This window comes from Serratia sp. Nf2, assembly GCF_003028435.1.
GTDB lineage: Bacteria > Pseudomonadota > Gammaproteobacteria > Enterobacterales > Enterobacteriaceae > Serratia > Serratia marcescens_L.
In genome coordinates, this window is record NZ_PYTW01000005.1 from 195,821 (window position 1) to 220,772 (window position 24,952).

34 protein-coding genes, 1 tRNA gene and 1 pseudogene are annotated in these 24,952 nt (G+C 59.2%); 9 read left to right on the forward strand and 27 right to left on the reverse strand.

The genetic code is table 11. The features are described from left to right. Window positions 1–13: 13 nt before the first annotated feature. The 3 genes from C9411_RS13195 to cfa all read left to right on the forward strand — a co-directional run bounded on the left by C9411_RS13195 (window position 14) and on the right by cfa (window position 3,153). On the forward strand, window positions 14–883 hold the full coding sequence (locus C9411_RS13195) for a DUF2877 domain-containing protein (protein WP_107227208.1): 870 nt from the start codon (window positions 14–16) through the stop codon (window positions 881–883). A gap of 21 nt (window positions 884–904) precedes the next feature. Beyond that, window positions 905–1,807: a carbamate kinase gene (locus tag C9411_RS13200; protein WP_107227209.1), complete on the forward strand. Its 903-nt coding sequence runs from the start codon at window positions 905–907 to the stop codon at window positions 1,805–1,807. Window positions 1,808–2,001: 194 nt separating this feature from the next. Continuing rightward, window positions 2,002–3,153, forward strand: a complete 1,152-nt coding sequence (cfa, locus tag C9411_RS13205) for a cyclopropane fatty acyl phospholipid synthase (RefSeq protein WP_107227210.1) — start codon at window positions 2,002–2,004, stop codon at window positions 3,151–3,153. Window positions 3,154–3,436: 283 nt separating this feature from the next. On the opposite strand, the gene C9411_RS13210 is transcribed toward cfa, so the two are convergent. The 3 genes from C9411_RS13210 to tesA all read right to left on the reverse strand — a co-directional run bounded on the left by C9411_RS13210 (window position 3,437) and on the right by tesA (window position 5,810). Further along, complete coding sequence (locus C9411_RS13210) at window positions 3,437–4,291, reverse strand: co-chaperone YbbN (protein ID WP_033647233.1); 855 nt, start codon at window positions 4,289–4,291, stop codon at window positions 3,437–3,439. Between the two features lie 77 nt (window positions 4,292–4,368). Then, window positions 4,369–5,145, reverse strand: coding sequence for an SDR family oxidoreductase (locus tag C9411_RS13215; protein WP_107227211.1), 777 nt, complete (start codon window positions 5,143–5,145; stop codon window positions 4,369–4,371). A gap of 26 nt (window positions 5,146–5,171) precedes the next feature. After that, window positions 5,172–5,810 carry a multifunctional acyl-CoA thioesterase I/protease I/lysophospholipase L1 gene (tesA, locus tag C9411_RS13220; protein WP_199200131.1) on the reverse strand — a complete coding sequence of 213 codons (639 nt, stop codon included), beginning with the start codon at window positions 5,808–5,810 and terminating at the stop codon, window positions 5,172–5,174. Here tesA and ybbA point away from each other — a divergent pair. The 3 genes from ybbA (at window position 5,781) to C9411_RS13235 (ending at window position 10,656) form a co-directional block, all read left to right on the forward strand. Further along, a complete protein-coding gene (gene ybbA, locus C9411_RS13225) occupies window positions 5,781–6,467 on the forward strand; it encodes a putative ABC transporter ATP-binding protein YbbA (RefSeq protein WP_107227213.1) in 687 nt (228 codons plus the stop codon). The genes tesA and ybbA overlap by 30 nt on opposite strands. After that, on the forward strand, window positions 6,464–8,896 hold the full coding sequence (ybbP, locus tag C9411_RS13230; protein ID WP_107227214.1) for a putative ABC transporter permease subunit YbbP: 2,433 nt from the start codon (window positions 6,464–6,466) through the stop codon (window positions 8,894–8,896). Before ybbA ends, ybbP begins: the two co-directional genes overlap by 4 nt. 353 nt (window positions 8,897–9,249) lie before the next feature. Further along, the gene (locus C9411_RS13235) at window positions 9,250–10,656 is read left to right on the forward strand and encodes a sugar porter family MFS transporter (protein ID WP_107227215.1); all 1,407 of its coding nucleotides are present in this window, start codon (window positions 9,250–9,252) and stop codon (window positions 10,654–10,656) included. Window positions 10,657–10,720: 64 nt separating this feature from the next. Here the strand turns inward: C9411_RS13235 and purK are convergent, their stop codons facing one another. From purK to ppiB, 4 genes are all read right to left on the reverse strand, one after another. Then, window positions 10,721–11,788 (reverse strand): 5-(carboxyamino)imidazole ribonucleotide synthase, encoded by a 1,068-nt coding sequence (gene purK, locus C9411_RS13240; RefSeq protein ID WP_063991022.1) that lies wholly within the window; start codon window positions 11,786–11,788, stop codon window positions 10,721–10,723. After that, window positions 11,785–12,309 (reverse strand): 5-(carboxyamino)imidazole ribonucleotide mutase, encoded by a 525-nt coding sequence (gene purE / locus C9411_RS13245; protein ID WP_039566960.1) that lies wholly within the window; start codon window positions 12,307–12,309, stop codon window positions 11,785–11,787. The genes purK and purE overlap by 4 nt, the downstream gene beginning before the upstream one ends. A 149-nt stretch (window positions 12,310–12,458) precedes the next feature. Then, window positions 12,459–13,181 (reverse strand): UDP-2,3-diacylglucosamine diphosphatase, encoded by a 723-nt coding sequence (locus C9411_RS13250; RefSeq protein WP_063991023.1) that lies wholly within the window; start codon window positions 13,179–13,181, stop codon window positions 12,459–12,461. Between the two features lie 10 nt (window positions 13,182–13,191). Continuing rightward, on the reverse strand, window positions 13,192–13,686 hold the full coding sequence (ppiB, locus tag C9411_RS13255) for a peptidylprolyl isomerase B (protein WP_004940183.1): 495 nt from the start codon (window positions 13,684–13,686) through the stop codon (window positions 13,192–13,194). 309 nt (window positions 13,687–13,995) lie between these two features. Between ppiB and cysS the strand changes: the two genes are divergently transcribed. Then, window positions 13,996–15,381, forward strand: a complete 1,386-nt coding sequence (gene cysS / locus C9411_RS13260; RefSeq protein WP_107227216.1) for a cysteine--tRNA ligase — start codon at window positions 13,996–13,998, stop codon at window positions 15,379–15,381. A gap of 60 nt (window positions 15,382–15,441) precedes the next feature. Here the strand turns inward: cysS and ybcJ are convergent, their stop codons facing one another. Both ybcJ and folD read right to left on the reverse strand, forming a co-directional pair. After that, the gene (gene ybcJ, locus C9411_RS13265) at window positions 15,442–15,654 is read right to left on the reverse strand and encodes a ribosome-associated protein YbcJ (protein WP_107227217.1); all 213 of its coding nucleotides are present in this window, start codon (window positions 15,652–15,654) and stop codon (window positions 15,442–15,444) included. A 10-nt stretch (window positions 15,655–15,664) separates the two neighbouring features. Next, a complete protein-coding gene (folD, locus tag C9411_RS13270; protein WP_004940177.1) occupies window positions 15,665–16,531 on the reverse strand; it encodes a bifunctional methylenetetrahydrofolate dehydrogenase/methenyltetrahydrofolate cyclohydrolase FolD in 867 nt (288 codons plus the stop codon). 205 nt (window positions 16,532–16,736) lie between these two features. Here folD and C9411_RS13275 point away from each other — a divergent pair, with 205 nt between their 5' ends. Beyond that, window positions 16,737–16,946: a hypothetical protein gene (locus C9411_RS13275; RefSeq protein ID WP_199200129.1), complete on the forward strand. Its 210-nt coding sequence runs from the start codon at window positions 16,737–16,739 to the stop codon at window positions 16,944–16,946. A gap of 413 nt (window positions 16,947–17,359) precedes the next feature. Further along, a tRNA-Arg gene (locus tag C9411_RS13285) sits at window positions 17,360–17,436 on the forward strand. Between the two features lie 21 nt (window positions 17,437–17,457). On the opposite strand, the gene C9411_RS13290 is transcribed toward C9411_RS13285, so the two are convergent. The 18 genes and pseudogenes from C9411_RS13290 to C9411_RS13365 form a co-directional block, all read right to left on the reverse strand. Next, on the reverse strand, window positions 17,458–18,618 hold the full coding sequence (locus C9411_RS13290) for a site-specific integrase (protein ID WP_107227220.1): 1,161 nt from the start codon (window positions 18,616–18,618) through the stop codon (window positions 17,458–17,460). Between the two features lie 77 nt (window positions 18,619–18,695). Next, window positions 18,696–18,866, reverse strand: a pseudogene (locus C9411_RS26205) (helix-turn-helix domain-containing protein); the annotation flags it as partial. A 175-nt stretch (window positions 18,867–19,041) separates the two neighbouring features. Next, a complete protein-coding gene (locus C9411_RS13300; protein WP_107227222.1) occupies window positions 19,042–19,689 on the reverse strand; it encodes an MT-A70 family methyltransferase in 648 nt (215 codons plus the stop codon). Next, window positions 19,686–19,874: an ANR family transcriptional regulator gene (locus C9411_RS26210; RefSeq protein ID WP_146158879.1), complete on the reverse strand. Its 189-nt coding sequence runs from the start codon at window positions 19,872–19,874 to the stop codon at window positions 19,686–19,688. The genes C9411_RS13300 and C9411_RS26210 overlap by 4 nt, the downstream gene beginning before the upstream one ends. A 14-nt stretch (window positions 19,875–19,888) precedes the next feature. Continuing rightward, window positions 19,889–20,260: a hypothetical protein gene (locus C9411_RS13305; protein ID WP_107227223.1), complete on the reverse strand. Its 372-nt coding sequence runs from the start codon at window positions 20,258–20,260 to the stop codon at window positions 19,889–19,891. Window positions 20,261–20,484: 224 nt separating this feature from the next. Beyond that, entirely contained in the window at window positions 20,485–20,703 is a 219-nt protein-coding gene (locus C9411_RS25720) for a hypothetical protein (RefSeq protein WP_043147326.1), read from the reverse strand. Further along, the gene (locus tag C9411_RS13320; RefSeq protein ID WP_107227224.1) at window positions 20,681–21,145 is read right to left on the reverse strand and encodes a hypothetical protein; all 465 of its coding nucleotides are present in this window, start codon (window positions 21,143–21,145) and stop codon (window positions 20,681–20,683) included. The genes C9411_RS25720 and C9411_RS13320 overlap by 23 nt, the downstream gene beginning before the upstream one ends. Next, window positions 21,129–21,350 carry a hypothetical protein gene (locus C9411_RS13325; protein WP_107227225.1) on the reverse strand — a complete coding sequence of 74 codons (222 nt, stop codon included), beginning with the start codon at window positions 21,348–21,350 and terminating at the stop codon, window positions 21,129–21,131. Before C9411_RS13325 ends, C9411_RS13320 begins: the two co-directional genes overlap by 17 nt. Beyond that, on the reverse strand, window positions 21,347–21,664 hold the full coding sequence (locus C9411_RS13330) for a hypothetical protein (RefSeq protein ID WP_107227226.1): 318 nt from the start codon (window positions 21,662–21,664) through the stop codon (window positions 21,347–21,349). Before C9411_RS13330 ends, C9411_RS13325 begins: the two co-directional genes overlap by 4 nt. Then, a complete protein-coding gene (locus C9411_RS13335) occupies window positions 21,657–21,950 on the reverse strand; it encodes a hypothetical protein (protein ID WP_107227227.1) in 294 nt (97 codons plus the stop codon). Before C9411_RS13335 ends, C9411_RS13330 begins: the two co-directional genes overlap by 8 nt. 4 nt (window positions 21,951–21,954) lie before the next feature. Continuing rightward, entirely contained in the window at window positions 21,955–22,254 is a 300-nt protein-coding gene (locus C9411_RS13340) for a hypothetical protein (RefSeq protein ID WP_049202630.1), read from the reverse strand. Next, a complete protein-coding gene (locus C9411_RS25605; RefSeq protein WP_146158880.1) occupies window positions 22,251–22,466 on the reverse strand; it encodes a hypothetical protein in 216 nt (71 codons plus the stop codon). Before C9411_RS25605 ends, C9411_RS13340 begins: the two co-directional genes overlap by 4 nt. Then, window positions 22,459–22,626 carry a hypothetical protein gene (locus C9411_RS25725; protein ID WP_158263879.1) on the reverse strand — a complete coding sequence of 56 codons (168 nt, stop codon included), beginning with the start codon at window positions 22,624–22,626 and terminating at the stop codon, window positions 22,459–22,461. Before C9411_RS25725 ends, C9411_RS25605 begins: the two co-directional genes overlap by 8 nt. A 1-nt stretch (window position 22,627) precedes the next feature. Then, on the reverse strand, window positions 22,628–22,915 hold the full coding sequence (locus tag C9411_RS13345; RefSeq protein ID WP_158263880.1) for a Lar family restriction alleviation protein: 288 nt from the start codon (window positions 22,913–22,915) through the stop codon (window positions 22,628–22,630). Beyond that, the gene (locus C9411_RS13350) at window positions 22,902–23,123 is read right to left on the reverse strand and encodes a DNA translocase FtsK (protein WP_107227229.1); all 222 of its coding nucleotides are present in this window, start codon (window positions 23,121–23,123) and stop codon (window positions 22,902–22,904) included. The genes C9411_RS13345 and C9411_RS13350 overlap by 14 nt, the downstream gene beginning before the upstream one ends. Beyond that, the gene (locus tag C9411_RS13355; protein WP_107227230.1) at window positions 23,120–23,626 is read right to left on the reverse strand and encodes a hypothetical protein; all 507 of its coding nucleotides are present in this window, start codon (window positions 23,624–23,626) and stop codon (window positions 23,120–23,122) included. The genes C9411_RS13350 and C9411_RS13355 overlap by 4 nt, the downstream gene beginning before the upstream one ends. Next, window positions 23,623–24,126 (reverse strand): hypothetical protein, encoded by a 504-nt coding sequence (locus tag C9411_RS13360; RefSeq protein ID WP_107227231.1) that lies wholly within the window; start codon window positions 24,124–24,126, stop codon window positions 23,623–23,625. The genes C9411_RS13355 and C9411_RS13360 overlap by 4 nt, the downstream gene beginning before the upstream one ends. Next, window positions 24,110–24,949: a chromosome partitioning protein ParB gene (locus C9411_RS13365; RefSeq protein WP_107227232.1), complete on the reverse strand. Its 840-nt coding sequence runs from the start codon at window positions 24,947–24,949 to the stop codon at window positions 24,110–24,112. The genes C9411_RS13360 and C9411_RS13365 overlap by 17 nt, the downstream gene beginning before the upstream one ends. Window positions 24,950–24,952: the final 3 nt, after the last annotated feature.

Consider the following 24,952-nt stretch of genomic DNA (forward strand, 5'->3'; position numbering starts at 1 on the left):
AACGGAGGCGCGTATGGACATTATCGCGTTAGCAGGCAGCCGCCATGCGACGCAGGACTACGGCGCGCTGCGCTGCGTCGGCAGCTTCAACAACGCGATCAATTTCCTGACGGAAAACGCGCGGCTGCTGACGCTGCACCGCGCCGGCAGCGGCCTGAGCCCGATGGGGTGGCAGCTCGGCGCGCGGGGTTTCGATCGCGTGCGGCGTGCGGTGCCGTCCGTACGACGCTGCGCTTTCTCCGCCTCTGGCCTCTTGCTGGATACGCTCTTTGTCCGTCCTGCGGCGGCGGCCCGGGATCTGGCGCTGGCGCCGCGTGCGGCCATTGCCGATCGGCCGCTGACGGCGGTATTGCAGCACTGCACGGCGCTGTGTGGGTTGCACGGCGAGCTGGGCCGATTGGTGAGGCAGCCGTTAACGCCGGAGCCGGCCGCGCTGGTGCGGGATTTTTCCCGTTGGCTGCGGGGCGACACGGTCGACTGGCGCCAGGCGCTGGGCAAGGGGCCGGGGCTGACGCCGAGCAACGACGACACCTTGCTCGGCCTGCTGCTGAGCGCCCACCTCGACAGCCGCATCCAGGTTACCGGGCTGGCGCCGTTTTTCGCCCAGACGCCACCGCTGGACGCGCTGACCACGCTGGTGAGCGCGCATTACCTGCGTTACGCCGAGCAGGGCGTGTTCGCCACGCCGCTGCATACGTTGGCGCAGGGGCTGCGGGCGCCTGAAGAGGTATCGGCGGCGGTGAAGGCGGTGCTGAGTCTGGGGCACTTCTCGGGAGCGGACACGCTACTGGGCGTGTGGCTGGGGGTGACGACGATTAACGCACTGTGCGGCGCGCGGTGTGAACACGAGGGCCGGATCGCGGATCCGGCCGGGACGGTATGATTTCAACTACGGGTGCAAGCCATGAAAACCTTGGTCATTGCGTTGGGCGGCAACGCCCTGTTGCAGCGCGGAGCTGTGCTCTCTGCGGAAAATCAGTATAAGAGCATCGCCCTGATCGCCGACGCCATCGGCAAACTGGCGCAGAAATACCGCATCGCCATCGTACACGGCAACGGGCCGCAGGTGGGGCTGCTGGCGTTGCAGAACTTGGCGTACCGCGATGTGCCGCCTTATCCGCTGGATATTCTGGTGGCCGAAAGCCAGGGCATGATCGGCTATATGCTGGCGCAGCAGCTGAGCGCCAGCCATCCGCAGCAGCCGGTGTCCACGCTGCTGACGCGGGTGCTGGTGGATGCGCAGGATGCGGATTATCAGGCGCCGAGCAAGTTCATCGGGCCGGTGTATGCGCCGGAACAGCGGCAGGCGCTGGAGGCCAAATACGGCTGGACGCTGAAGGCGGACGGCAACTACATCCGCCGGGTGGTGCCTTCGCCGGCACCGCAGAAGATCCTCGACATCGAGGCGATCACGCTGCTGCTGTCGCAGCGGCACATCGTGATCTGCAACGGCGGCGGCGGTATTCCGATGATCGCCGGCGAGCATGGGCTGATGGGCAGCGAAGCGGTGATCGACAAAGATCTGGCGGCGGCGCTGTTGGCGGAGCAGGTGGGGGCCGATCATCTGGTGATCCTCACCGATGCCGACGCGGTGTACCAGGAGTGGGGCACGCCGCGCCAGCGCGCCATTCGGCGCACCACCACGCAGGAGCTGGCGCCGATGGCGGTGGCGGACGGCGCCATGGGGCCGAAGATCATGGCGGTCAGCCGCTTCGTCGATCGCACCGGGCGGACGGCCCATATCGGTGGCCTGCAGGATATCGACGCGGTGCTGGCGGGCCAGGCCGGCACCTCTATTTTACCTTAGCCACCGTCGGTTGATCCGCGCTCGCGCTGGCGCGGATAAGTATGCCTAAATGGCATGATTTCAATAATTTTTATTCATTTCATGATGTTGCTCGCCTTGGCTAGAGTAAAAACACCCCGGTATTTACCGTCAAAAATTTGTCATTTTTATTTGCGACTATGCTTTTTGAAATGACATTTCGGCCAAGGATTGTTATGGATTCGCTCAGTGTTGATGAACTCGCCCAGAAGAAGGATCGCTGGTATCGCATTGTGGAGGAGATGTTGGCGGAAGCCGGCGTCGCCATCAACGGCCCGCGCGCCTGGGATATCCGGGTGCACAACCCGGCGCTGTTCAAACGCATTTTGCAGGAAGGCTCGCTCGGTTTTGGCGAAGGCTACATGGACGGCTGGTGGGAGTGCGAACGCCTGGACATGCTGTTCACCCGCATTCTGCAGGCCGGCGTCGATGAGCGGCTGCCGAAAAGCTTGAGCGACATTGCGCGCGTTGCCTATGCCCGGCTGTTCAACCGCCAATCGCGCAAGCGCGCCTGGCAGGTGGGCAAAGAGCACTACGACATCGGCAACGACCTGTTCCGGGCGATGCTCGACCCTTACATGCAATACTCCTGCGGCTATTGGAAAGAGGCGCAGACGCTGGAGCAGGCACAGCAGGCCAAGCTGCGGATGATCTGCGAAAAACTGCAGCTGAAACCGGGCATGACGCTGCTGGATATCGGCTGCGGCTGGGGCGGGTTGGCGCAGTTTGCGGCGCAAAACTACGGCGTCACGGTGCACGGCGTGACCATTTCGGCCGAGCAGCAGAAGCTGGCGCAGGAACGCTGCGCCGGGCTGAACGTCGAGATTTTGCTGCAGGATTACCGCGATCTGGATCGCCAGTTCGATCGCATCGTGTCGGTCGGCATGTTTGAGCACGTCGGGCCGAAAAACTACGAGACCTATTTCAGCGTCGCGGCGCGCAACCTGAAGCCCGATGGCCTGTTCCTGCTGCATACCATCGGTTCCAATCAGACCGATCTCAACGTCGACGCCTGGATAGACAAATACATCTTCCCCAACGGCTGCCTGCCTTCTGTGCGGCATATCGCCGAGGCCAGCGAAGGGCGTTTCGTGATGGAGGATTGGCACAACTTTGGTGCCGATTACGATCGCACGCTGATGGCCTGGCTGGAGAACTTCAAGCGGGCGTGGCCAGAGTTGGCGGGCGGCTATTCCGAGCGCTTCGAACGCATGTTCACTTACTACCTGAACGCCTGCGCCGGCGCGTTCCGTTCGCGCAACATTCAGCTGTGGCAGGTGTTGTTCAGCCCGGCGGGCGTGGAGGGCGGGGTGCGGGTCTATCGTTGATATCCCCGTCATATTTCAAGCTACATCTGTGCTGGCTGCGTTTGCGCGCCCCGGTCGCTTACTTGAGTAAGTTCCCGGGGACTGACAAACTTGCCGCCTTGATGCAACTCGAACTATTTAGGGGATACCCTTCAATATTTACTTTGGGACAACACATATACCCAATGGATTTCCAGTTGCGTCCAGGCGGCAAACGTGAGAAACCCCAGGCGCTTAGATAACTAAGAGACTGGGGTTCGAACGTGCAGCCAACAACGATGCGGCTGGAAAGACGAAGGGTATATCAGTACAGCAGCGAGTACAGCTGGCGGCGATATTTAGCGGCCAGCGCGTCGCCGGTGCCGAGCGCGGCCAGAATGTCCATCAGGGTCTTGCGCGCGTTGCCGTTGGCGGCGGCCAGATCTTTCTTCAGATGCCCCATCAGCAGTTCCAGCGCTTCTTCGTTACGCCCGACCTGATGCAGCTGCAGCGCCAGCTGTACTGCCAGCTCGACGTTGCCCGGTTGCTGCTGCACCTGCTGTTGCAGCTGTTGGATTTCCGGCGTGTCCGCCGCCTGCTTCAACAGTTCAATCTGCGCCACCAGGCCCTGATAGCGGGTATCGCGATCCTGCAGCGGGATGGTCGCCAGCACCGCTTCGGCGTCTTCGCTGCGGCTGAGCGCGATCTGAGTTTCGGCCAGGGTCAGGCCGATGTCGCTGCGCTGTTGGCTGCTCTGCCAGGCGTCTTTCAGCAGCGGCAGCGCTTCGGCGGCGTTGCCGGCGGCCAGCAGTTCCTGCGCCTGCGCCAGTTTCAGATCTTCTTCCTTCGGCAGGAAACGCTGCAGCAAGTCGCGGATCGCTTCTTCCGGCTGCGGGCCCTGGAAGCCGTCGACCGGCTGGCCGTCTTTGAACAGGTAGACCGTCGGAATGGAGCGCAGCCCGAACTGGGAGGCGATCATTTGTTCGGCGTCGCAGTCCACCTTGGCCAGAATGAACTGACCGGCGTATTCCGCCGCCAGCTTGTCCAGCACCGGCGTGAGCTGCAGGCAGTGTTGGCTGCGCTCGGACCAGAAGTAGAACAGCACCGGAATGGACATCGATTGTTCCAGCGTCTGGTGCAGGTTAGTTTCGTTAATATCAACAACAGCTTGAGCTAGCATCTTTTTTCTCTCTGATCGTGCGGAGCCATGGGGTGTAGATGGGGGCGCGCCGCCATTCTTCAACCCCGGCGGGCGAATTAAGCGTTGCTGCGCAGCAGCCAATCCAGACAGCGGCCCGGCAGAATACGGCGCAGCACGCTCATGGCGTGCGCCAGCAGGGTCACCGGGTAGCGCAGTTTGGCGCGCGGGCTTTCCAGCGCGTGGCGCAGTTTGGGCAGAATGGCCTCCGGCGGCAGCGTCAGGCGTTTGGCGATGCCGGGGTTGTGCACCGGCTTGTCGCTCTGCGCCTGGTTGACGTTCTGGCTAAAGTGAGTGGAAATCGGCCCCGGTTCGATCAGGCTGACCTGAATGCCGCTGCCGTGCAGCTCCATGCGCAGCGCGTCCGACCAGGCCTCCAGCGCGAACTTGCTGGCGGCGTAGGCGCCGCGCCCGGCGCTAGAGACCAGCCCCATCACCGAACTGGTCTGGATAATGCGCCCTTCGCCGTGCGGCAACATTGCCGGCAACAGCAGCTGGGTCAGCTGGTGGGTGCCGAACAGGTTGGTGGCGAACTGCCGCTCCAGCTGGCTGCGCGAAATGCGGCTGAGCGGGCCGTAAACGCCGAAACCGCCGTTGTTGAACAGGCCGTACAGGCGACCGTCGGTCAGCGCGATCACCTCGGCGGCGGCGCGCTCGACGCTGGCGCTGTCGTCCAGATCCAGCTCGATGCCTTCCAGCCCGAGCTGGCGCATGTTTTCCACGTCCTCCGGCTTGCGGCAGGCGGCCAACACCCGGTAGCCGCGGTTGCGCAGATCCTGCGCCGCAATCAGTCCAATCCCGCTGGAGCAGCCGGTTATCAATACCGCTTTTTGCATAACTTTACCTAGTGTACGACCCTAATTTAGTTAGACTCATGTTTTACTAGCGGTTCCAGGCGCTCCGCCATCCAAGTGGCGATAAACGGCTGGGCGTCCCCATTGGGGTGCAATCCGTCATCTTGCATCCATTCCGGCTTCACCACCACCTGTTCCATATAGAACGGCAGCAGCGGAATGTTGAACTGTTTGGCCAGCGCCGGGTAGACGGCGCTGAACGCCTCGGTATAGCGGCGGCCGTAGTTCGGCGGGATACGGATCTGCATCAGCAGCGGCTGTGCGCCGGCCTGCTGCACCTGCGTGATGATCTGGCCGAGTTCGCGCTGTATGTCCTGCGCCGGGAAGCCGCGCAGGCCGTCGTTGGCGCCCAGCTCGATCAGCACCCAGCGCGGCTGATGCTGTTTCAACAGCGCGGGCAGACGCGCCAGCCCCTGTGCGGCGGTGTCGCCGCTGATGCTGGCGTTGACCAGCTGCGGCGCGCCCGGTTTTTTCTGCCACTGTTCGGCCAACAGCGTCGGCCAGGCCCGCTCGATCGGCAGGCGGTAGCCGGCGCTTAAACTGTCGCCCAAAATCAACAAGGTATCGGCGGCGGCAGCGCGTAAACTGAATAATCCCAACAGCAAAAGGAAGGGAAGATGCCAGCGGAAAACGTTCTTGAAGTTCATCATCTTAGTAAACACGTTGGTCAGGGTGAGCATCAGCTCACCATCCTTACCGGAGTCGAGCTGCTTGTCAAACCCGCGCAGACGATCGCCCTGATCGGCGAATCCGGATCGGGGAAATCGACCCTGCTGGGCATTTTGGCCGGGCTGGATGACGGCAGCGAGGGCGAGGTGCGCCTGCTCGGCGAGTCGCTGACCGCGCTGGACGAAGAGGGGCGCGCCGCGCTGCGCGCCAAGAACGTCGGCTTCGTGTTTCAGTCGTTCATGCTGGTGCCGACGCTGAACGCGCTGGAGAACCTGCAGCTGCCGGCGCTGCTGCGCGGCGAGAGCGACAGACAGAGCCGCGAGCAGGCGGTGCAACTGCTGGAACAGCTGGGGCTGGGGAAACGGCTCGATCACCTACCGGCGCAGCTGTCCGGCGGCGAGCAGCAGCGCGTGGCGCTGGCGCGCGCCTTCAGCGGCCGGCCGCGGGTGCTGTTCGCCGATGAACCGACCGGCAACCTCGATCGCCAGACCGGCGATCGCATCGCTGACCTGCTGTTTTCCCTCAACCGCGATTTTGACACCACCCTGATCCTGGTGACCCATGACGAAACGCTGGCGGCGCGCTGCCAGCGGCGGCTGCGGCTGCGCGAAGGCAAGCTGTGGGAGGAAGCATGATCTGGCGCTGGTTCTGGCGCGAATGGCGCTCGCCGTCGCTGCTGATCGTTTGGCTGGCGCTGACGCTCTCCGTCGCTTGCGTGCTGGCGCTGGGCAGCATCAGCGATCGCATGGACAAAGGGCTCAGCCAGCAGAGCCGCGACTTTATCGCCGGCGATCGGGTGCTGCGCAGCGCGCATCCGGTACCGGAAGGCTGGCTGCTGGACGCGCAGCAGCAGGGGCTGAAACTGAGCCGTCAGCTGTCGTTCACCACCATGACCTATGCCGGCGATCGGCCGCAACTGGCGGACGTGAAAGCCACCGATCTGGCCTATCCGCTGTACGGCAAGCTGGAAACGCGCCCGGCCAACATCAAACCCGAACCGGGCAGCGTGCTGGTGGCGCCGCGTTTGCTGGCGCTGCTGAACGTGAAAGTGGGGGATTCGCTTGAGGTGGGCGACACCACGCTGCGCATCGCCGGTGAAATCATTCAGGAGCCGGACGCCGGCTTCAACCCGTTCCAGACCGCGCCGCGCATCATGATCAACCTGGCGGACGTCGATAAGACCGGCGCGGTGCAGCCGGGCAGTCGTTTGACCTATCGCTACATGTTCGCCGGCGCCGAGCCGGATATTCAGCGTTACGAAGAACGGTTGACGCCGCTGTTGACGCCGGATCAGCGCTGGTTCGGGCTGCAGGAGTCCGGCAGCGCGCTCGGCAAGTCGCTGCAGCGATCCCAACAGTTCCTGCTGCTGTCGGCCCTGCTGACGCTGCTGTTGTCGATCGCCGCCGTGGCGGTGGCGATGAGCCACTATTGCCGCAGCCGCTACGATCTGATCGCGGTGCTGAAAACCCTCGGCGCCGGGCGCGGCGCGCTGCGTAAGCTGATCGTCGGCCAGTGGCTGGCGGTGATGGCGCTGGCGGCGGTGTGTGGCGGGGGGATCGGGCTGGCGTTCGAAGCGCTGTTGATTCGCCTGCTGAAGCCGGTGTTGCCGGCCGCATTGCCCGCCGCCGGCGCCTGGCCGTGGCTGTGGGCGCTCGGCGCGCTGGTGCTGATTTCACTGCTGGTCGGGCTGCGGCCGTACCGTCAGTTGCTGGCTACCCAGCCGCTGCGGGTGCTGCGCCGCGATGTGGTGGCCAACGTCTGGCCGCTGCGCTACTTCCTGCCGGTGACGGCGGCGGTCGTGGTGGCGCTGCTGGTGACGCTGATGGGGGCCAGCACACTGCTGTGGGCGATCCTGGCCGGTATGGCGGTGCTGGCGCTGCTGCTGGGCGGCATCGGCTGGGGCAGCCTGCTGTTGCTGCGACGCATCACGCTCAAGAGCCTGGCGCTGCGGCTGGCGGTCAACCGCCTGCTGCATCAGCCGTGGGTGACCATCAGCCAGCTGGCGGCATTTTCGCTGTCGTTCATGCTGCTGGCGCTGCTGTTGGTGCTGCGCGGCGATCTGCTCGAACGCTGGCAGCAACAGCTGCCGCCGGACAGCCCGAACTATTTCCTGCTCAACATGACCGAGGCGCAGGTGCCGCAGGTGAAAACCTTCCTGCAGCAGCACCAGATCAAGCCGGAAACCTATTATCCGATCGTTCGAGTGCGTCTGACCGAGATAAACCAGCAGGTGGCGACCGAGCGGGTGCATGAAGACGATCCGGGCGGCGAGGCGGTGAACCGCGAGCTGAACCTGACCTGGTTGGCCGATCTGCCGGCTCACAATCCGCTGGTGGCGGGCAGTTGGCCGCCGAAAAGCGGCGAGGTCTCGATGGATGAAGGCATTGCCGGGCGGCTGAAGATCACGCTGGGCGACACGCTGACCTTCAGCGGCGATACCCAGGCGTTTAGCGCGAAGGTCACCAGCCTGCGCCAGGTGGATTGGGAAAGCCTGAAGCCGAACTTTTACTTTATCTTCCCGCCCGGCGCGCTGGACGGCCAGCCGCAGACCTGGCTCACCAGCTTCCGCTACGACGGCGACGGCCAGATGCTGACCCAGCTCAACCGCCAGTTTCCGACGCTCAGCCTGCTGGATATCGGCGCGATCCTGAAACAGGTCGGCGGCGTGCTGCAGCAGGTCAGCCGCGCGCTGGAAGTGATGGTGGTGCTGGTGGTGCTGTGCGGCGGCCTGCTGTTGCTGGCGCAGGTGCAGGTCGGCATGCGTCAGCGGCGTCAGGAGCTGGTGGTGTACCGCACGCTGGGGGCCGGCAAACGGCTGCTGCGCCGCACGCTGTGGTGCGAGTTCGCCCTGCTGGGGCTGGTGGCGGGCATCGCGGCGGCGGTGGGTGCCGAGGCGGCGCTGTGGCTGCTGCAGAGCCGGGTATTCGACTTCCCGTGGACGCCGACGCCGGTGCTGTGGTGGGCGCTGCCGCTGACCAGCGCGCTGCTGCTGTCGCTGTGCGGCGGTTGGCTGGGCGTGCGCCTGCTGCGCGGCCGGGCGCTGTTCCGCAGTTATGAGGGCTGATCTTGCTATCGCAGGTCTGTTGCCGCCAGGCGTGGCCGGGCCTGCCGTTTTTTCGCGCGTTACTGGCGCTATTCATCTTCATGCCCACCCTGAGTGAAATCGATTACATTTATGTCATGTCGATACGGCTGCCGTTAATCATCGGTGCAACGGGTATCGGGTCAGTCTCGCCTGTTTTATGCATTAATTTAGAGTTTTATGCATAAATCAAGTGACTTTGTCGCCTTAAAAAACAGCGCATCCATTTTTAATAGGGTGTAATCGTTTTCACTAATGTGATCGCACTCACTTATCTCCGACGCATTGCCTCCTATCATGTCGCACACTGATGACCGTTTTCTCCTGGAGGCTGTATGAGCGATACCGTCAAAGTTACACCGGTGGAGAAAAGCCCGACCCATGTCGGCATGACTTTTTTCGTCTGTTTTTTAGCCGCGTTGGCCGGCCTGTTGTTCGGTCTGGATATCGGCGTAATCGCCGGCGCTCTGCCGTTTATTACCGACACATTTCAGATCACCAGCTCTCAGCAGGAGTGGGTGGTCAGCTCAATGATGTTTGGCGCCGCCGTCGGTGCCATCGGCAGCGGTTGGATGAACTTCCGGCTGGGGCGCAAATACAGTTTGATGATCGGCGCCATCCTGTTCGTGGCGGGATCGCTGTGTTCTGCGTTCGCCCCCAACGTGGAGGTCCTGATCGTTTCACGCATTCTGCTGGGATTGGCGGTGGGTATCGCTTCTTATACTGCGCCGATTTATCTCTCTGAAATCGCGCCGGAAAAAATCCGTGGCAGCATGATCTCGATGTATCAATTGATGATCACCATTGGTATTTTGGCGGCTTACCTGTCTGATACGGCGTTCAGCTATACCGGTGCCTGGCGCTGGATGTTGGGCGTCATCACCATCCCGGCGGGGCTGTTGTTGGTCGGCGTGTTCTTTTTACCTGACAGCCCGCGGTGGTTGGCCTCGCGCAATCGTCATGAGCAGGCGCGTCAGGTGTTGGAGAAGCTGCGCGACAGCAGTGCCCAGGCGCAGTATGAGCTGAATGAAATTCGTGAAAGCCTCAAACTGAAGCAAAGCGGTTGGGCGTTGTTCAAAGGCAATAAAAATTTCCGCCGCGCGGTTTTCCTTGGCATTCTTCTCCAGGTGATGCAGCAGTTCACCGGGATGAACGTCACCATGTATTACGCGCCGAAGATTTTCGGTCTGGCGGGCTTCGCCAGTACGGAACAGCAGATGTGGGGCACGGTGATCGTCGGTTTGGTCAACGTGCTGGCCACCTTTATCGCTATTGGACTGGTCGATCGCTGGGGCCGCAAACCCACCCTGATCCTCGGGTTTATCGTGATGGCTGTCGGCATGGGGGCGCTGGGAACCATGATGAACATCGGCATGAACTCGGCGGCGGAGCAATATTTCGCCATCGTCATGCTACTGATGTTTATCGTCGGCTTTGCCATGAGCGCCGGCCCGTTGATTTGGGTGCTGTGCTCAGAGATCCAGCCATTGAAAGGCCGCGATTTCGGCATCACCTGTTCCACCGCCACTAACTGGATCGCCAATATGATCGTGGGGGCGACATTCCTGACCATGCTGAATTCGTTGGGTAGCGCTCACACCTTTTGGGTCTACGCGGGGCTTAACGTGCTGTTTGTTTTCATCACGCTGGCGCTAATCCCGGAAACCAAAAATATTTCGCTGGAACACATTGAACGCAATCTGATGGCCGGCAAACCGTTGCGTAACATCGGCTCACGTTGATCTTTGCGGCAATAAAAAAGGTTCAGCCTGGGCTGAACCTTCTTCTTTTCGGCGGTGTAAACCGTTAAGCCAGCTTCTGCTGTGCCCAGGCCAGCCCGCTTTGGTATTCGCCCGGCAGCAGCGGCGCCAGCGCCTGCAGTGCCTGGCGCAGATCGGCGGCGCTCGGGTCGTTCAGATTGAGATGGCCGACCTTGCGGCCCGGGCGCACCTCTTTCTCATACCAGTGCAGATGCACCAGCGGCAGCGACAGCCACTGTTCGTTGACGGCGGTGCCGATCAGGTTGACCATCACCGACGGTGTGCTCACCACCGGCTGCGGCAACGGCAGGCCGAGGATGGCGCGCAGATGCAGTTCGAACTGGCTGATGGACGCGCCGTTTTGCGTCCAGTGGCCGCTGTTGTGCACGCGCGGCGCCAGTTCGTTGATCAGAAGCCGATCGCCGACGATAAAGCACTCCATCGCCATTACGCCGACGTAGTTCAGCTCGTTCAGGATCGCCGCCAGCATCTGCTCGGCCTGTTGCTGCAGCGCCGCGTTGGGCTGCGGCAGCGCCACGCTGGTGCGCAGGATGCCGTCTTCATGCAGGTTGTGGGTCAGCGGGTAGAATACCGAACGGCCGTCGTGGCCGCGTGCGCCCACCAGCGATACTTCGCCGGAGAAATTGATGCCTTGCTCGACGATGCACTCGCCATAGGCGTCGGCCGGCAGTTCGGCTTCCTGGCCCGGACGCAAACGCCATTGGCCGCGGCCGTCATAGCCGCCGACTCGGCGTTTGACGATCGCCAACTCGCCCAGCGAAGCGAATACCTGCGGCCATTCGGCGGCGCTCGCCAGCAGCTGCCACGGCGCGGTCGCCAGGCCGAGCTGGTCGAGCAGCTGTTTTTGCGTCAGGCGATCCGCCAGACGCGGAAAGATGTCGCGGTTGACGAAGGCGCTGTGGGTCGCCAACTCGCGCGTCAGCGCGGTTTCCGGCCAGCGTTCGATCTCGGCGGTAATGACGCTGTTCTGATACGGCACCGCCTCGGGTTCGGCATCGATGCCGACAGGGTAAACGGCGATGCCCAGCGGTTCGCCGGCCTGGCGCAGCATGCGCCCCAGTTGGCCGTTGCCCAGTACGCAAACCGGCTTCATGCGTCCTCCCGCGGATCGGGGTGGTTCAAGACGTCTTCGGTCTGCGCCCGACGCCAGTCCGCCAAACGCTGCGCCAGCGCGGCGTCGTGCAGCGCCAGGATCTGCATCGCCAGCAGCCCGGCGTTGGCGGCGCCGGCTTTGCCGATCGCCAGCGTGCCCACCGGAATGCCGCGCGGCATCTGGACGATGGAGTACAGGCTGTCTACGCCGCTCAGCGCGGCGCTTTGCACCGGCACGCCCAGCACCGGCACCAGGGTTTTAGCCGCCAGCATGCCCGGCAGGTGCGCCGCACCGCCGGCGCCGGCGATGATCACGTCAAAACCGTTGGCGGTAGCCTGCTCGGCGAAGCTGAACAGCTTGTCCGGCGTGCGGTGAGCGGAAACGACTTCGACATGGAAGGGGACATCGAGCTGGGTCAGGACTTCGGCGGCGAACTGCATGGTGGCCCAGTCACTTTTCGATCCCATTACAATTGCGATTTTCGCCCCGGTAGTGGCGGCTGAAGCGGCGTTGGCTCCCATGGGTGTAAGGCTCCTGTGATTTTTCTGGCGTCGGCTGAGGGCCGAATGAGGGCGTAGAGCATACCATGAGCGCACGACGAGGAAAACGGTTGCGTCGCCGGTTTTCAGCGCCGAAAGCGCGAATTTTCACTCGCGCGCCAGCCCGGGGCTCAGAATGGGAATTGGATCAGCTCGACGGCATCGGCGCTGACTTTGATCATCGATCCTTCGACGTGCCAGGCGCCCAGCACCGCGCGATGGGCTTCGCCGTTGCTCAACGCCAGCCGGTGCACCGCTGGGCGATGGGTATGGCCGTGGATCATCCAGTGCACGTCGTGGTGCAGCATCGTCTGTTCGACTGCCTGCGGGTTGACGTCCATGATGGCGTCCGACTTGCCCTGGTTGGATTGCTGGCTGCGGGCGCGCATGTTGGCGGCGATCTTCAGTCGCCAGCGCAGCGGCAGCGCGAGGAACAGTTTTTGAATCAGCGGGTTGTGCACTTTACGGCGGAATTGCTGATAGGCTTGATCGTCGGTGCACAGGGTGTCGCCGTGCAGGATCAGGATCCTGCGGCCGTACAGCTCCAGCACTTTTTCTTCCGGCAGCAGCTGCATGCCGCTGGCGCGAGCGAAGCGCTTGCCGAGCAGAAAATCGCGGTTGCCGTGGATGAAGTAGCAGGGCACGCCGGCCTGTTGCAGCGCTTTCAGCGCCGCGGCGATCTCCGCGTGCAGCGGCTCGGGATCGTCGTCGCCGATCCAGGCTTCAAACAGGTCGCCAAGGATGTACAGCGCGTCGGCGTGCACCGCTTCGCGCCGTAAAAAACGCAGAAAACCGGCAGTGATTGCCGGTTCCTGTGCGCACAAGTGCAGATCTGCGATGAACAGCGTACTCATGCAGCCGCGATTACTCGCTGACGGTCACGCTGTTGATCACCACGTCTTCTACCGGTACGTCCTGGTGCATGCCGCTACGGCCGGTTTTCACGCCTTTGATCTTGTTGACCACGTCCATGCCTTCAACCACTTCAGCGAACACGCAGTAGCCCCAGCCCTGCACGTTTTCGCCGCGGAAGTTGAGGAAGTCGTTGTCAGCCACGTTGATGAAGAACTGTGCGGTGGCGGAGTGCGGATCGTTGGTACGCGCCATTGCCAGGGTGCCGATGGTGTTTTTCAGACCGTTGTTGGCTTCGTTCTTGATAGTCGCATTGGTCGCTTTCTGGTTCATGCCCGGCTCGAAACCGCCGCCCTGGATCATGAAGCCGTTGATCACACGGTGGAAGATGGTGTTGTCGTAGAAACCGGCGCGGCAGTAGTTCAGGAAGTTTTCAACGGTAACCGGCGCTTTGTCAGCAAAGGTCTTGATAACGATATCGCCGTGATTGGTGTGGAAAGTAACCATAGTTTTAATCCTAACAAGGTGAAGTGAGACGTCACGTAAAGCGAGTGAACATTCAGACCGCCCTTATAACATATCCGCCCCAGCGAGTCAGCAGCGGCTCAACCGCGCACTGTCTGTGGTAATCGTGCAGTTGTTATATTATAACAACTGCGTCGGCCGCTGAATTTCGTGCATTTTATTCGCGTGAAGTCAGCAAAGCATGGCCTTAACCTTGCAATAGATCAGGCTTCAGGTTTCAATACGCTACCGGGCGGAAAACCTGAAGCCCGGTTATCTTTTTTGTTATCACGCACACCACGGAATCTCCCGATGCTAAAGATTTTTAATACCCTGAGTCGTCAAAAAGAGGAATTCAAACCCATTCATGCCGGGAAAGTGGGCATGTACGTGTGCGGGGTAACCATCTATGACCTGTGTCACATCGGCCACGGTCGTACCTTTGTCGCTTTCGACGTGGTGGCGCGTTACCTGCGCTACCTCGGCTATTCGCTGAACTACGTGCGCAACGTCACCGACGTGGACGACAAAATCATCCGCCGTGCAGCGGAAAATCATGAGACTTGCGACCAGCTGACCGAACGTATGCTGGCGGAAATGCACGCCGACTTCGACGCGCTGCTGATCGATCGCCCGGATCAAGAGCCGCGTGCGACCCAGCATATCGCCGAGATCATCGAGATCACCCAGCGCCTGATCGATCGCGATCACGCCTACGTGGCCAGCAACGGCGACGTGATGTTCTCCATCGACAGCGATCCGCAATACGGGCTGCTGTCGCGCCAGGATCTGGATCAGCTGCAGGCCGGCGCGCGCGTAGAGATCGACGACGTGAAGCGCAACCCGATGGACTTCGTGCTGTGGAAGATGTCCAAGCCGGGTGAGCCGAGCTGGCAGTCGCCGTGGGGGGCGGGCCGTCCGGGCTGGCACATCGAATGCTCCGCCATGAACTGCAAACAGCTGGGCACCCACTTCGATATCCACGGCGGCGGTTCCGATCTGATGTTCCCGCACCACGAGAACGAGATCGCGCAGTCGAGCTGCGCCCACGACGGTCCGTACGTCAATTACTGGATGCACTCCGGCATGGTGATGATCGACAAAGAGAAGATGTCCAAATCGCTGGATAACTTCTTCACCATTCGCGACGTGCTCGGCCATTATGATGCGGAGACGGTGCGTTATTTCCTGATGTCCGGCCACTATCGCAGCCAGCTGAACTACAGCGAAGAGAACCTCAAGCAGGCGCGCACCGCGCTGGAGCGCCTCTATACCGCGCTGCGCGGCACCGACGCCAGCGCCGCGCCGGCCGGCGGCGAAGCGTTCGAAGCCCGCTTCCGCGAAGCGATGGACGACGACTTCAACACCCCGGAAGCCTATTCGGCGCTGTTCGATCTGGCGCGCGAGGTTAACCGCCTCAAGGGTGAAGACATGGCGACGGCTAACGGCATGGCGGCGGAACTGCGTAAGCTGGCGAACGTACTCGGCCTGCTGCAGCAGGAGCCGGAGCAGTTCCTGCAAGGGGGCGTTCAGGTTGACGACGGCGAAGTGGCGGAGATCGAAGCGCTGATCAAACAGCGTAACGAAGCGCGCGCCGCGAAGGATTGGGCGCTGGCGGATGCCGCTCGCGATCGGTTGAACGAGATGAACATCGTGCTGGAAGACGGCCCGCAGGGCACCACCTGGCGCCGCAAGTAATCCGGCCGCAGGGAAAAACAAAAAAGGCGCTGAATTCAGCGCCTTTTTCTATGGCTGGGGTTAGGGTTTAACCACGACCTTGCCGCCGTTGAACTCCACTACCTGATCGGCGACGATCTTGCAGCGCTTGCGGGTTTCGACCTTGCCGTCGACTTTCACCCGCCCTTCGGCGATGACTTCTTTGGCGGCGCCGCCGCTTTCACACCAGCCCTGGAACTTCAGCAGATCGCACAGTTCGACGTGGGGATGATTGTCCAGATTGAAAATTTCCATACTGCCTTACTTATTTAGGTTGAACGTCGTGATATTCCTCGCAGGCCTGCAAGGTATTTTGGATCAGTGTAGCAACGGTCATCGGGCCGACGCCACCCGGCACCGGGGTGATGTAGGCGGCGCGCTCGCTGGCAGCGTCGAAATCGACATCGCCCACCACTTTACCGCTTTCCAAGCGGTTGATGCCGACGTCCACCACGATGGCGCCCGGTTTGATCCAGTCGCCCGGAATGAAGCCCGGCTTACCGACCGCCACCACCAGCAGATCGGCGTTCTCGACGTGATGACGCAGATTCTTGGTGAAGCGGTGGGTGACGGTGGTGGTGCAGCCGGCCAGCAGCAGCTCCATGCTCATCGGGCGGCCGACGATGTTGGACGCGCCGACCACCACGGCGTTCAGGCCGTAGGTATCGATGTTATAACGCTCCAGCAGGGTGACGATGCCGCGCGGCGTGCACGGGCGCAGCTTAGGGGCGCGCTGGCACAGGCGGCCGACGTTGTATGGGTGGAAGCCGTCGACGTCTTTGTCCGGGTGGATGCGTTCCAGCACCTTGACGTTATCGATGCCGGCCGGCAGCGGCAGCTGCACCAGAATGCCGTCGATTTCCTCATCGGCGTTCAGCTGGTCGATCAACGCCAGCAGCTCGGCTTCACTGGTGGCAGCGGGCAGGTCGTAGGAGCGGGAAAGGAAGCCGACTTCATCGCAGGCGCGGCGCTTGCTGGCGACGTAAATTTGCGAAGCCGGGTTCTCGCCGACCAGCACAACCGCCAGCCCTGGGGCGCGTTTGCCGGCCGCCAGACGTTGTTTCACTTGCTCAGCCACTTCGTTTCTAACCTGCTGCGCAATCGTTTTACCATCAATAATCTTTGCTGACATCAGTGTGGAAATCCATCAATTAAGAAAAGCGGGGATGCCGCTATTCTGGCAGAAGCTGAGCGCGCTGTCAGGCGCAGAATCACCCTCGCGACCGTTGCCGGCGGCGATTTACGCTTTTTTTATGCCCGCCTCAGGATCCTCTACGCCATTTTTACCTGCATTTGCATACGCTGGGGCCATACACAGGGCGAAAGAGGGCAGGATCATGAGAGCGATAACCCGGCTTTATCCGTTGCATCACCAGCCTGGCGAGCAACCGGTGGAGCCTAAACATGTGGGAGAAACGGTGTTCGATTCTTCGCTGCATCCGGCGGACAGCGCGCAACTCACCGCGCTGCATCAGCTCGGTAAGCATGAAGGAGCGCCGTCGTGGCGGGCGCGCTTGAGCGCGCTGTGGCGGAGGCTGCGCGCATGAAGGGCTGCGCCTGGGCAGGCTGCACGCTATTGTTGGTTTGGGCGCCGTGGAGCCAGGCTTCTTTAAACAGCGCACGCCCTGACGCTACACTGGGGGAAAGGATGGCGACGACCTGCAACGCACGGGGGGTTGAGCTTGCGGATTGGGGTAACATCGCCGCGGTGGTGCAGTCCGCTCGCCTTTGCCGGTGGCGGGGCGACGTGCGGCAGTGGTCTGAACGCGCGCCGATTTACGTAGGCGTCGGTCTGGTTCAGCATCGTGGCGACCGGTTGACGGGAACCCTCGCCGCGCGGGCGCTGGCGGAAAAAACGCCATAAAGCACGGCCGCCGCCGTAACGTCATGAAAAGGCATTGACTCGCTAACCTCTGACCGTATAATCCCAACCCGCAGCCGCAGGTTGCCGCATCTCAATGCGCCCTTAGCTCAGTTGGATAGAGCAACGGCCTTCTAAGCCGTAGGTCATAGGTTCGAATCCTATAGGGCGTGCCATTAAGTATCAATGAGTTACGCTCATTCCCCCACTGCAAGATTTTCCAAAAGTGCCAGATTAGTGACATTGCCCGCCAAGACTTCGTCAATTTTTCTCGCATGTTCGGTTAGATGGGTTGGGGATAGGTGAGCATAGCGCTGAACCATTTCTATGCTCTCCCAGCCGCCCATTTCTTGCAGTGCCGAAAGCGGCACACCTGCCTGAACCAACCAACTCGCCCACGTATGCCGCAGATCGTGAAAGCGGAAATCAGTTATTCCCGCCCTCCGTTTCCCGGTGTTCCATGCTGAGTTATCATCAACCCGCATTTTCCTAACTGCCGGGGTCACTCCGCCGCCTGGTCGCTTCCGTGCTGTCGTATGCACAAAGACGTACCGTGAGTGTTTTCCAATCTGATCACGTAACGTTCGGCATGCGGTATCGTTCAGAGCAACGCCAATAGCCTTACCCGCTTTGGCGTTCTCTGGGTGGATCCATGCCACCTTTCTTTGCATGTCAACCTGTGACCACTCGAGATCGATGATATTTGAACGGCGTAGGCCAGTTGCCAGGGCAAAAACGACAACGGGCCTAAACTGTTCAGGCATGCATTTGATCAAGGTGGCCGCCTCTTCCTTTGTCAGCCACCTGACGCGCTTGCTTGCAGGCTTCCTTACCTTTATCACCGGCGCTTTGCGTAGCCATTTCCATTCATCGGCCGCAATCTTCATCAACCCCCTCATGAAAGAGAGGTGCTGGCTTCGAGTAGCCGCTGATACTGGTTTAGGCTCGTATGCCGGCACCGGTTTACCCCTCCGCTCTGCTGCGGCCTTTTTGAGTTCCCATCGTTGGCGATGTTTCCTGTTGGGCATTTTGGCGACAGCGGCCATAATCCGATCTTCCGTGATAGATGAAAGGGTTTTGCCGGCGAAGTGCTGCAGGAAAAACTCTATCTTCGTTCGGTCGTCGTCTAATGACCTTTTCTCGTCTTTCTCCGTTAACCAGCGGAGACACGCCTCTTCAAAAGTGTGCTCCGCTATCTCCCCAAGCTTGTTTACCCGCCAAGCCTCAGCTCTTAGCTGATCGTAGAGCTCTTGCGCTTGGAGCTTGTCCGTCGTGTTAAGGCAGCGTCTAATTCTTTTACCACTGCCCGGTTCGACAAAATCGCAGTACCAATTTCCGTAACGTTGTTTGAGGGCCATCTGTTGTTACCTTTCTGTTGATGGCCGTCTGCATTCACGGCCCGATTTTCTGTCTCTCTTGCGTAATATGCAAGGCACTCGGACTTTAAAATCTCCCATCTACCGCCGCCTTTCTTCCCGCTTTTGTTGGCATGAAGCAGCCCCTCTTTAATCAGTGCTCGAAGGGTTCTCGGCGACTTCTTCATGAATGCAGCCGCTTCAGGGAGCGTGAACGGCACATCGTTTATGTTTATTTCTGCCATAGTCATCTCTCTGTAAAACGCCCATTCAGCATGCCGATCGTGTAGTTGAATCGCGGCAAAGAAATGCCGAGCAGTTCGACCTGAGCGAAATGCTTCATGATGATAGGGCGGGATAGGGTGTCGAAAGGGGCTTTGGGGTTTTGCTTAATCGCGGCGTGGAGTTCGTCGTTACAGCGTTTCGCTACTGATCGGAGTGCGTTTTGCTGAACGCTGCCGGCAGCAATTGCAGGCTGTTTACTGGGCATTGATTCCCCCAATGATCCCAGCCTGGCGCATCGCCACGGCTGAATAGTTCGATTCGTGACACGTCGCCGTAGAGCAGCTCAAGCCGCCGGCGGACTTCCCAGGGTTTCGCGCTGTGTTCGCCGAGACAGCTGAACACAACCTGCTTTACTGATGCGCTGGCGCGCTCGATGCCTTGGCCGCGAACGGCGATCAACACGTCTTCGGAGTTGGCGCGGGTGTAATTTCCGCCGTTCATCCGGGTTTCGGCGTTGAGCATGTCGAGCAGATCGGTGAAGTCGAAGATGGTTTGTTGTAGCAGCGCCTTGTTGAAACGCAGTTCTGCCTGCTGGTTGAGCTTCACCCAGGTGAAAGCCTTCATCGTTCTGACGCTGAATCCCCAGGCTTCCGCTAATCTGCAAGCCTCGTCAACGTGAGTCGATGTGTACCACATAGCGAGAATGCTATCAGGGGCGGCTATAGACCAGATTGGAAGACGTTTAATATCCTCTATTTTCATAGTGGGATACTTTTTAGTGGCGGCGCCGTTGCTGACGCGGTTTTTGTAATCCCACGGGGGATCTGCATAGATGAGTTGATAGGTCATTGAGCATTACCCCAGCAGCGTGCGGCCGCGTTGACGCAAAACTCTATGCGGACGTTAACCCAGACAACATCCACCGCCCGCGCTGCATTACCAGCCTGGCGCCACAGTTCTGCAGCGTCTGCAAAATGGGCGCGCCGTTCTGCCTCAGCCGCCTGATGGGCCAAAGATTTATATTTTAATGGCATTGTTATCTCCGGGATTAGTAGGTGCGCTGGTGGGTTACAGGGGTGATGAGTTGGTTGAATTGCTGGACAAGCAAAATCATTTTCACCACTTCCGGCGGTTCACTGCGGATATAGCTATCGGTAATTTTTCCTGGCGTGGTCGGCGGTCTTGCTCTGGCGTATGTGATGTAACTTGGGTCGATAGAGATAACCTTGAAGGCCTTTTTACCTTCAGTTAATTTGCTTTTGGCAACAACCAAGGGAGAGCGTTGGATAGCACTGCGCAGCGACTTTATGTGATTCTCGGTAATTTCGGGGAACTTGGATTTCAGTAAATCGAAATGGCCTACTGCTGTGTACCAGCCCCCGTCCTCGATGAGGAATTGCAGCATCTCATAATTGGTCATGTCAGATCCTTATCTGGTTGTTGTAGCGCTCGTGGGACATAACCTCCCATGAATTGCCGTTGTCTTTCGACAGCAATCGCCAGCAGCGGGCCACTGGCAGCGTTAAATGCTTATGTTGGTATGTCCGGTTGGGTTTCTTTTTGCCCTCCCTATAGGCGCATAGAACCCCCTCAGCTTTGATGCTGATTCGTTGCGGAATTCGTGGTTTCATTTTTACCGATGGGTTATTTGGTGATTGGCGCCCAGCACGCGGAGCGGATGCCAGGACGGTGGACTTTCTCAACGGCGTTTTCTTTTTCCAGCTTAATTAGGCGCAAGCGGATGGCTTTCCCAGTCATACCGTTGTAGCCGGCACAGCGGAGGAGGTTTGCGACAGAATCCGGCGTGGATCCGGCAATGCTGAGCCGCGAGATGATTTCGTTATCGTCGGGTATCGTGATCATTCCCATCCCCCGGCGCTGCTGCCAGCATTGCGGCGCGGCCATCGACCCATGCAGAAAAAGCCATCTGAACGCCAGCGAACTTGTAGGTGCCATCTTCATTTTTAACCAGGCGCTCTGGCTGCTTATATTTTTCAACAAACCACGCCTCAAAGTCCGGCGATGTGTTCACTGCTGGCGCTGGCGGGGCGGTGTAGAGCGGCACCGGGACACCGACATTTTCAGTGATTCCCTTGTCGGTAGACCAGATGCGAATATTCCCGTTATCCGCGAAAACTGCATATGCCACCGGCTGCGCCTCCCTGTTGGCCAGGAGTTCGATTACCGCCCATTCTGCCGTTGCCAGCATGTCAAACTGTTCTTTGTCATCTACTGGGTCATAGCCGTATTGCCATGATTTCAGCTCATCAAGTAGTGCTTTCAATCTCTCAGTCGTTAGTGTCATGCATCCCCCGTGCAATTCGGTTACGTGCCGCATCGATGTTAAGCTTCAGAAGCCTGATGAGAACCCTGTCTCGCCGGTACTGTTTGCGCTTTGGGTTATGCTTGAATCGCTCAGCGCGCGGCAGAGAAGAAGCATTCCAGTAGCGCTTTTGCAGATTGTCCCACTCCAAAAGGTCACGACTGATAAGTTCGCTTGCTGTGGTCATGGCTGGCTCCAGTGGTCTTCAATGGCAGCGCCAAGACGCTGCATCCAATCGGCAAGTTTCAGGGCAGCTTCTCGCTCAGAGCCGCAGGCGGGGAAGTCATCAAAACGCATATCGGCGGTGTAACCGCCCGCAGAGACATGAAACGCAATTGCCCGCAGTGCGTCATCCTTCGCTTCAAGCTCTGCCAGCAAATCGGAGACAACCTCAGGATTGGCTGCGTGCATCCAGCCCACAGTCGTTTTACCTCCGTTGGTTTGCTGCCACGTTGCCAGTGCCGCCGCCAACTGCTCCTTCAAATAGTTGAATTTATCCATTGATCTGCTCCTTCATGGCTGCGTGTTCAACCGCCAATTCTGCGGCTTTGGCTATCGCCACTCTTGGTACGGTGATATCCAATAACGCGCCGTGGATATGGCGCATAGCCTGTTCGAGTTCTGCGATTTTCTGCTGCAAGGCGGAGACGTACTCTTGCGAGTAGAGTGGCTCCGGGTTTTTTGGCTCATCGCTACGAAGCCAACCGATGCGCATTACTGACGAATCATGCTCATCGTAGTAAATCTGCGCCACCGGCTTGCTCAGTTCGCTCAGCTTATTGTCCATCTCGTTACCTCACTCTGAATCCGTTGCAGTTGCGAAGGAACTCGACGATGTAGCCCTTCATTCTGGCGTGCCATTCTTTGTCGTTACCGTTGCACCACCCGTCCGGCGGAGTCCATGCCTCAACCAAATCAGCCATCTTTTTGGCCTTGGCCGGAGTAGCAGTAGCCGTGTCACAGAATTTTCGCGTGTCTGTCAGAGCCTCCATCCCCGGTATATCCAGCACGCAAAACCATGTGTGGTTTGGCATTTCTACGTCAGGAATCCGTTGGTTAGGTCGGCGAATATCAACCATGCATACGCTCATTGTGCTTTCTCCTGGGCCTCGGCCAGCAATGCCAGAATGATTTTTGCATTGCGACGCTGGCGGCGCGTTGGCTTGAATTTGTCAATGCAGACGACACGCCAGCAAGACCAGTGATCTGATAGGACACGGAAAGTAATTCTCCGCGTATTACTCAGGCGACCAAACGCACCAAATAATCTCAGTGCCGCTCTGTTGCTCTTACGCTTAGCCACGCTCCACCTCCCTAGCGCTGTCACCGGGAGTGAACGCAATGCCTGGCACCTTTCCAGCAACAATCGCGTCAAACAGAGCGCAGACCTCATCGAAATCACGGCCGCCATTTGGGAAGAATTCTTGCATTACGGAAACAGCTGCATCTTTTTGATTTGACATTTTATTTATCCTTCAAAAGTTGTATTTCTGCCTCGGCTGCTTTGAGAGCTTCGACAGACTCGGTAAGCATTGAATCAATGCGCTGCAAGCGCTTTTGAAGTCGCTCTTCACTAGGTCGTTTATTCCAACTTACTGCCGCCTCTTCTGCGGTTTTATGCCAGCCAATTCCAATTGGCCCAGCCATGTAGTTGGTTTCGCAATCGTCACATTCGACCAAGTAAAACTTCTGGTGAAGCATTACCGCTGGACCGCCGCAGAACGGGCACGGCTTCAGTTCATTTGCTGGCATCACTACCTCCATGAATCACTGTGCGAATGCCATTCCATGCCGGGGCGGTTACGACGCCTTCTTCCTGCATGCGTTCGATAAGCCACGCTGCGCGGTTGAAGCCGATGCGGAAATGTCGCTGAATAGCCACGATGCCGATCGATGCTTGCAGGCGAGCAAATTCAACAGCCTCGCTGTAGAGACGATCATCTATTTCGGAGGCTTTCATTTGGCCTCCCGCTTTGCCGCGTTGTACTCGCTTCCGAGTATTTCTACCGCGCCAGCATCAGCCTTCGGTTTTGCACCGGTTTCGATGTAAATCGTATTGGCATGACGGAACATGGAAAAACCAGTCATGAACAGGATCCCCCAATCAAGCCCTATGGCGGGATAGAAAGCTGAAACATCTACTGAATTCTTGGGACGGTTACTATTCCAAAGCGCCGTAAGTTCTTTGTGCTCAGCCGACATCCCGCGAGGGGCTTTAGATTTTGGCCAACTGCAGTAACCGTTGTTGTTGGTTGGTTTAGTCCACAGAGACTCGGAAACATACGTAGTGCCGTGAAAACGAATGCCGTGGAAAGACGTGCTGGTAACGTCATTTTTAAAAACTGGGCGAGCACCGAACAATTTAGCGAACTCTGAACCCTGTTGGCGAAGCGCGGCATCAGCCTGCTGCATTGCATCCCAAGCGGCGTTCGCTTCCGGGGTACTGATTTTATAGAAGCTCATTTTGCCTCCCGCAGCTCGGTGGCATATGTACGCAGCAAGTGAGAAATCACAGCTGTAGATGCGATCGTGTCCACGCTGAGAACCTTCTTCACAGCATCTTCGATGGCCTGCTCCTGGATAGCTGCAAGTGCTGCGTCAGTGGCCGGTTGTCTAATGACCTGGAATGCGTCGAACAACAGCGAGCTGCATGGGTCATGTGAGTTCTGCATAGCGTGATAGCCGGATGCAGTGAAGATACCAATCAGGCGTTCAATGATTTCGCCGCGCGCCGCATTCTCCACAGCCAGCGCATCGGCTCGTTCTTCTGCCGACTTTGTCGCAACTCTGGATTCGGTGAGCATGCCACTAAGGCGCTCAATCCGTTGTGCCAGCGCATCGCGATCAGCCTTCAAAACTTCATAGTCGAAGAATTTAACGAACTCACCGTGCTGAGCTTCGCGGGCAAACGGCGCAAAGCGCGCCGCGTGCATGACGTAATCAGGGTTATATCTCTGAACCATCGGGATTCTCCTTGCCGCTGGTGGAGCGGTATTCATCGAGAATGGCGAGCACATCAAGCTGAGTGCCGGCGGGAAGAATGTAAGCGGTTTGGCCGTCGATTTCACGGACTTCGGCCTGGGCCAAGAGCATGACGAGCTTGCGGGACTTTGGCGCGCTGAACTTGGGAGCGATAAAGGATTTTGTTACCTTCTTCTTGCCCGCTGCCTTGGCCTTTTCGACGTCGCCAGCCAGTACCTTTCCGGCTTGCTCTCCATGCTCTTTAACGCGCTCAACAGCGGCATCGACGGCAACGGCGCCATCTTTGACAAGCGTCTGAACATCGTGATTTGCCTGGGTGAGGGCAAGCAGTTTATCGACCGTAGCGCGGCTCTTGCCGACCAACGAGGCAATCTCGTCTGGCGTAAGATTGAAGCCAGCCAGCTCTTTTACAACGAGAGATTGCTCGTAAGGAGATAACGGCAACTGTGTGTTGCTGTTCATGATGCGGGCGATTCGTTCAACATCATTCCCGGTGAAAGGAATTATCTGTATACGGTCAACAGGCTTACCGGCTTCACGGCAACGAACATAAGCTCGGTGGCGACGATGCCCCTCAACTATCCAAACACCACCCTCATCACGAACCCGCACTTCAAGCGGCGGCACAGGCCTGCCCTTCATCAGGTGCTGAAAGAGCCTTTCATCGTCATCCTTGGTCTGTTCGCTCTCAATGCGTTTGTTAAACCCTTCCTCGACGTGAATATCGTCAATTCGCATTGTCATGCGGCCGTCAGGGCGCTTTATGGTTCCGTCCTTAGCCATTTGCTTGAATGAGTTCGCCATGCA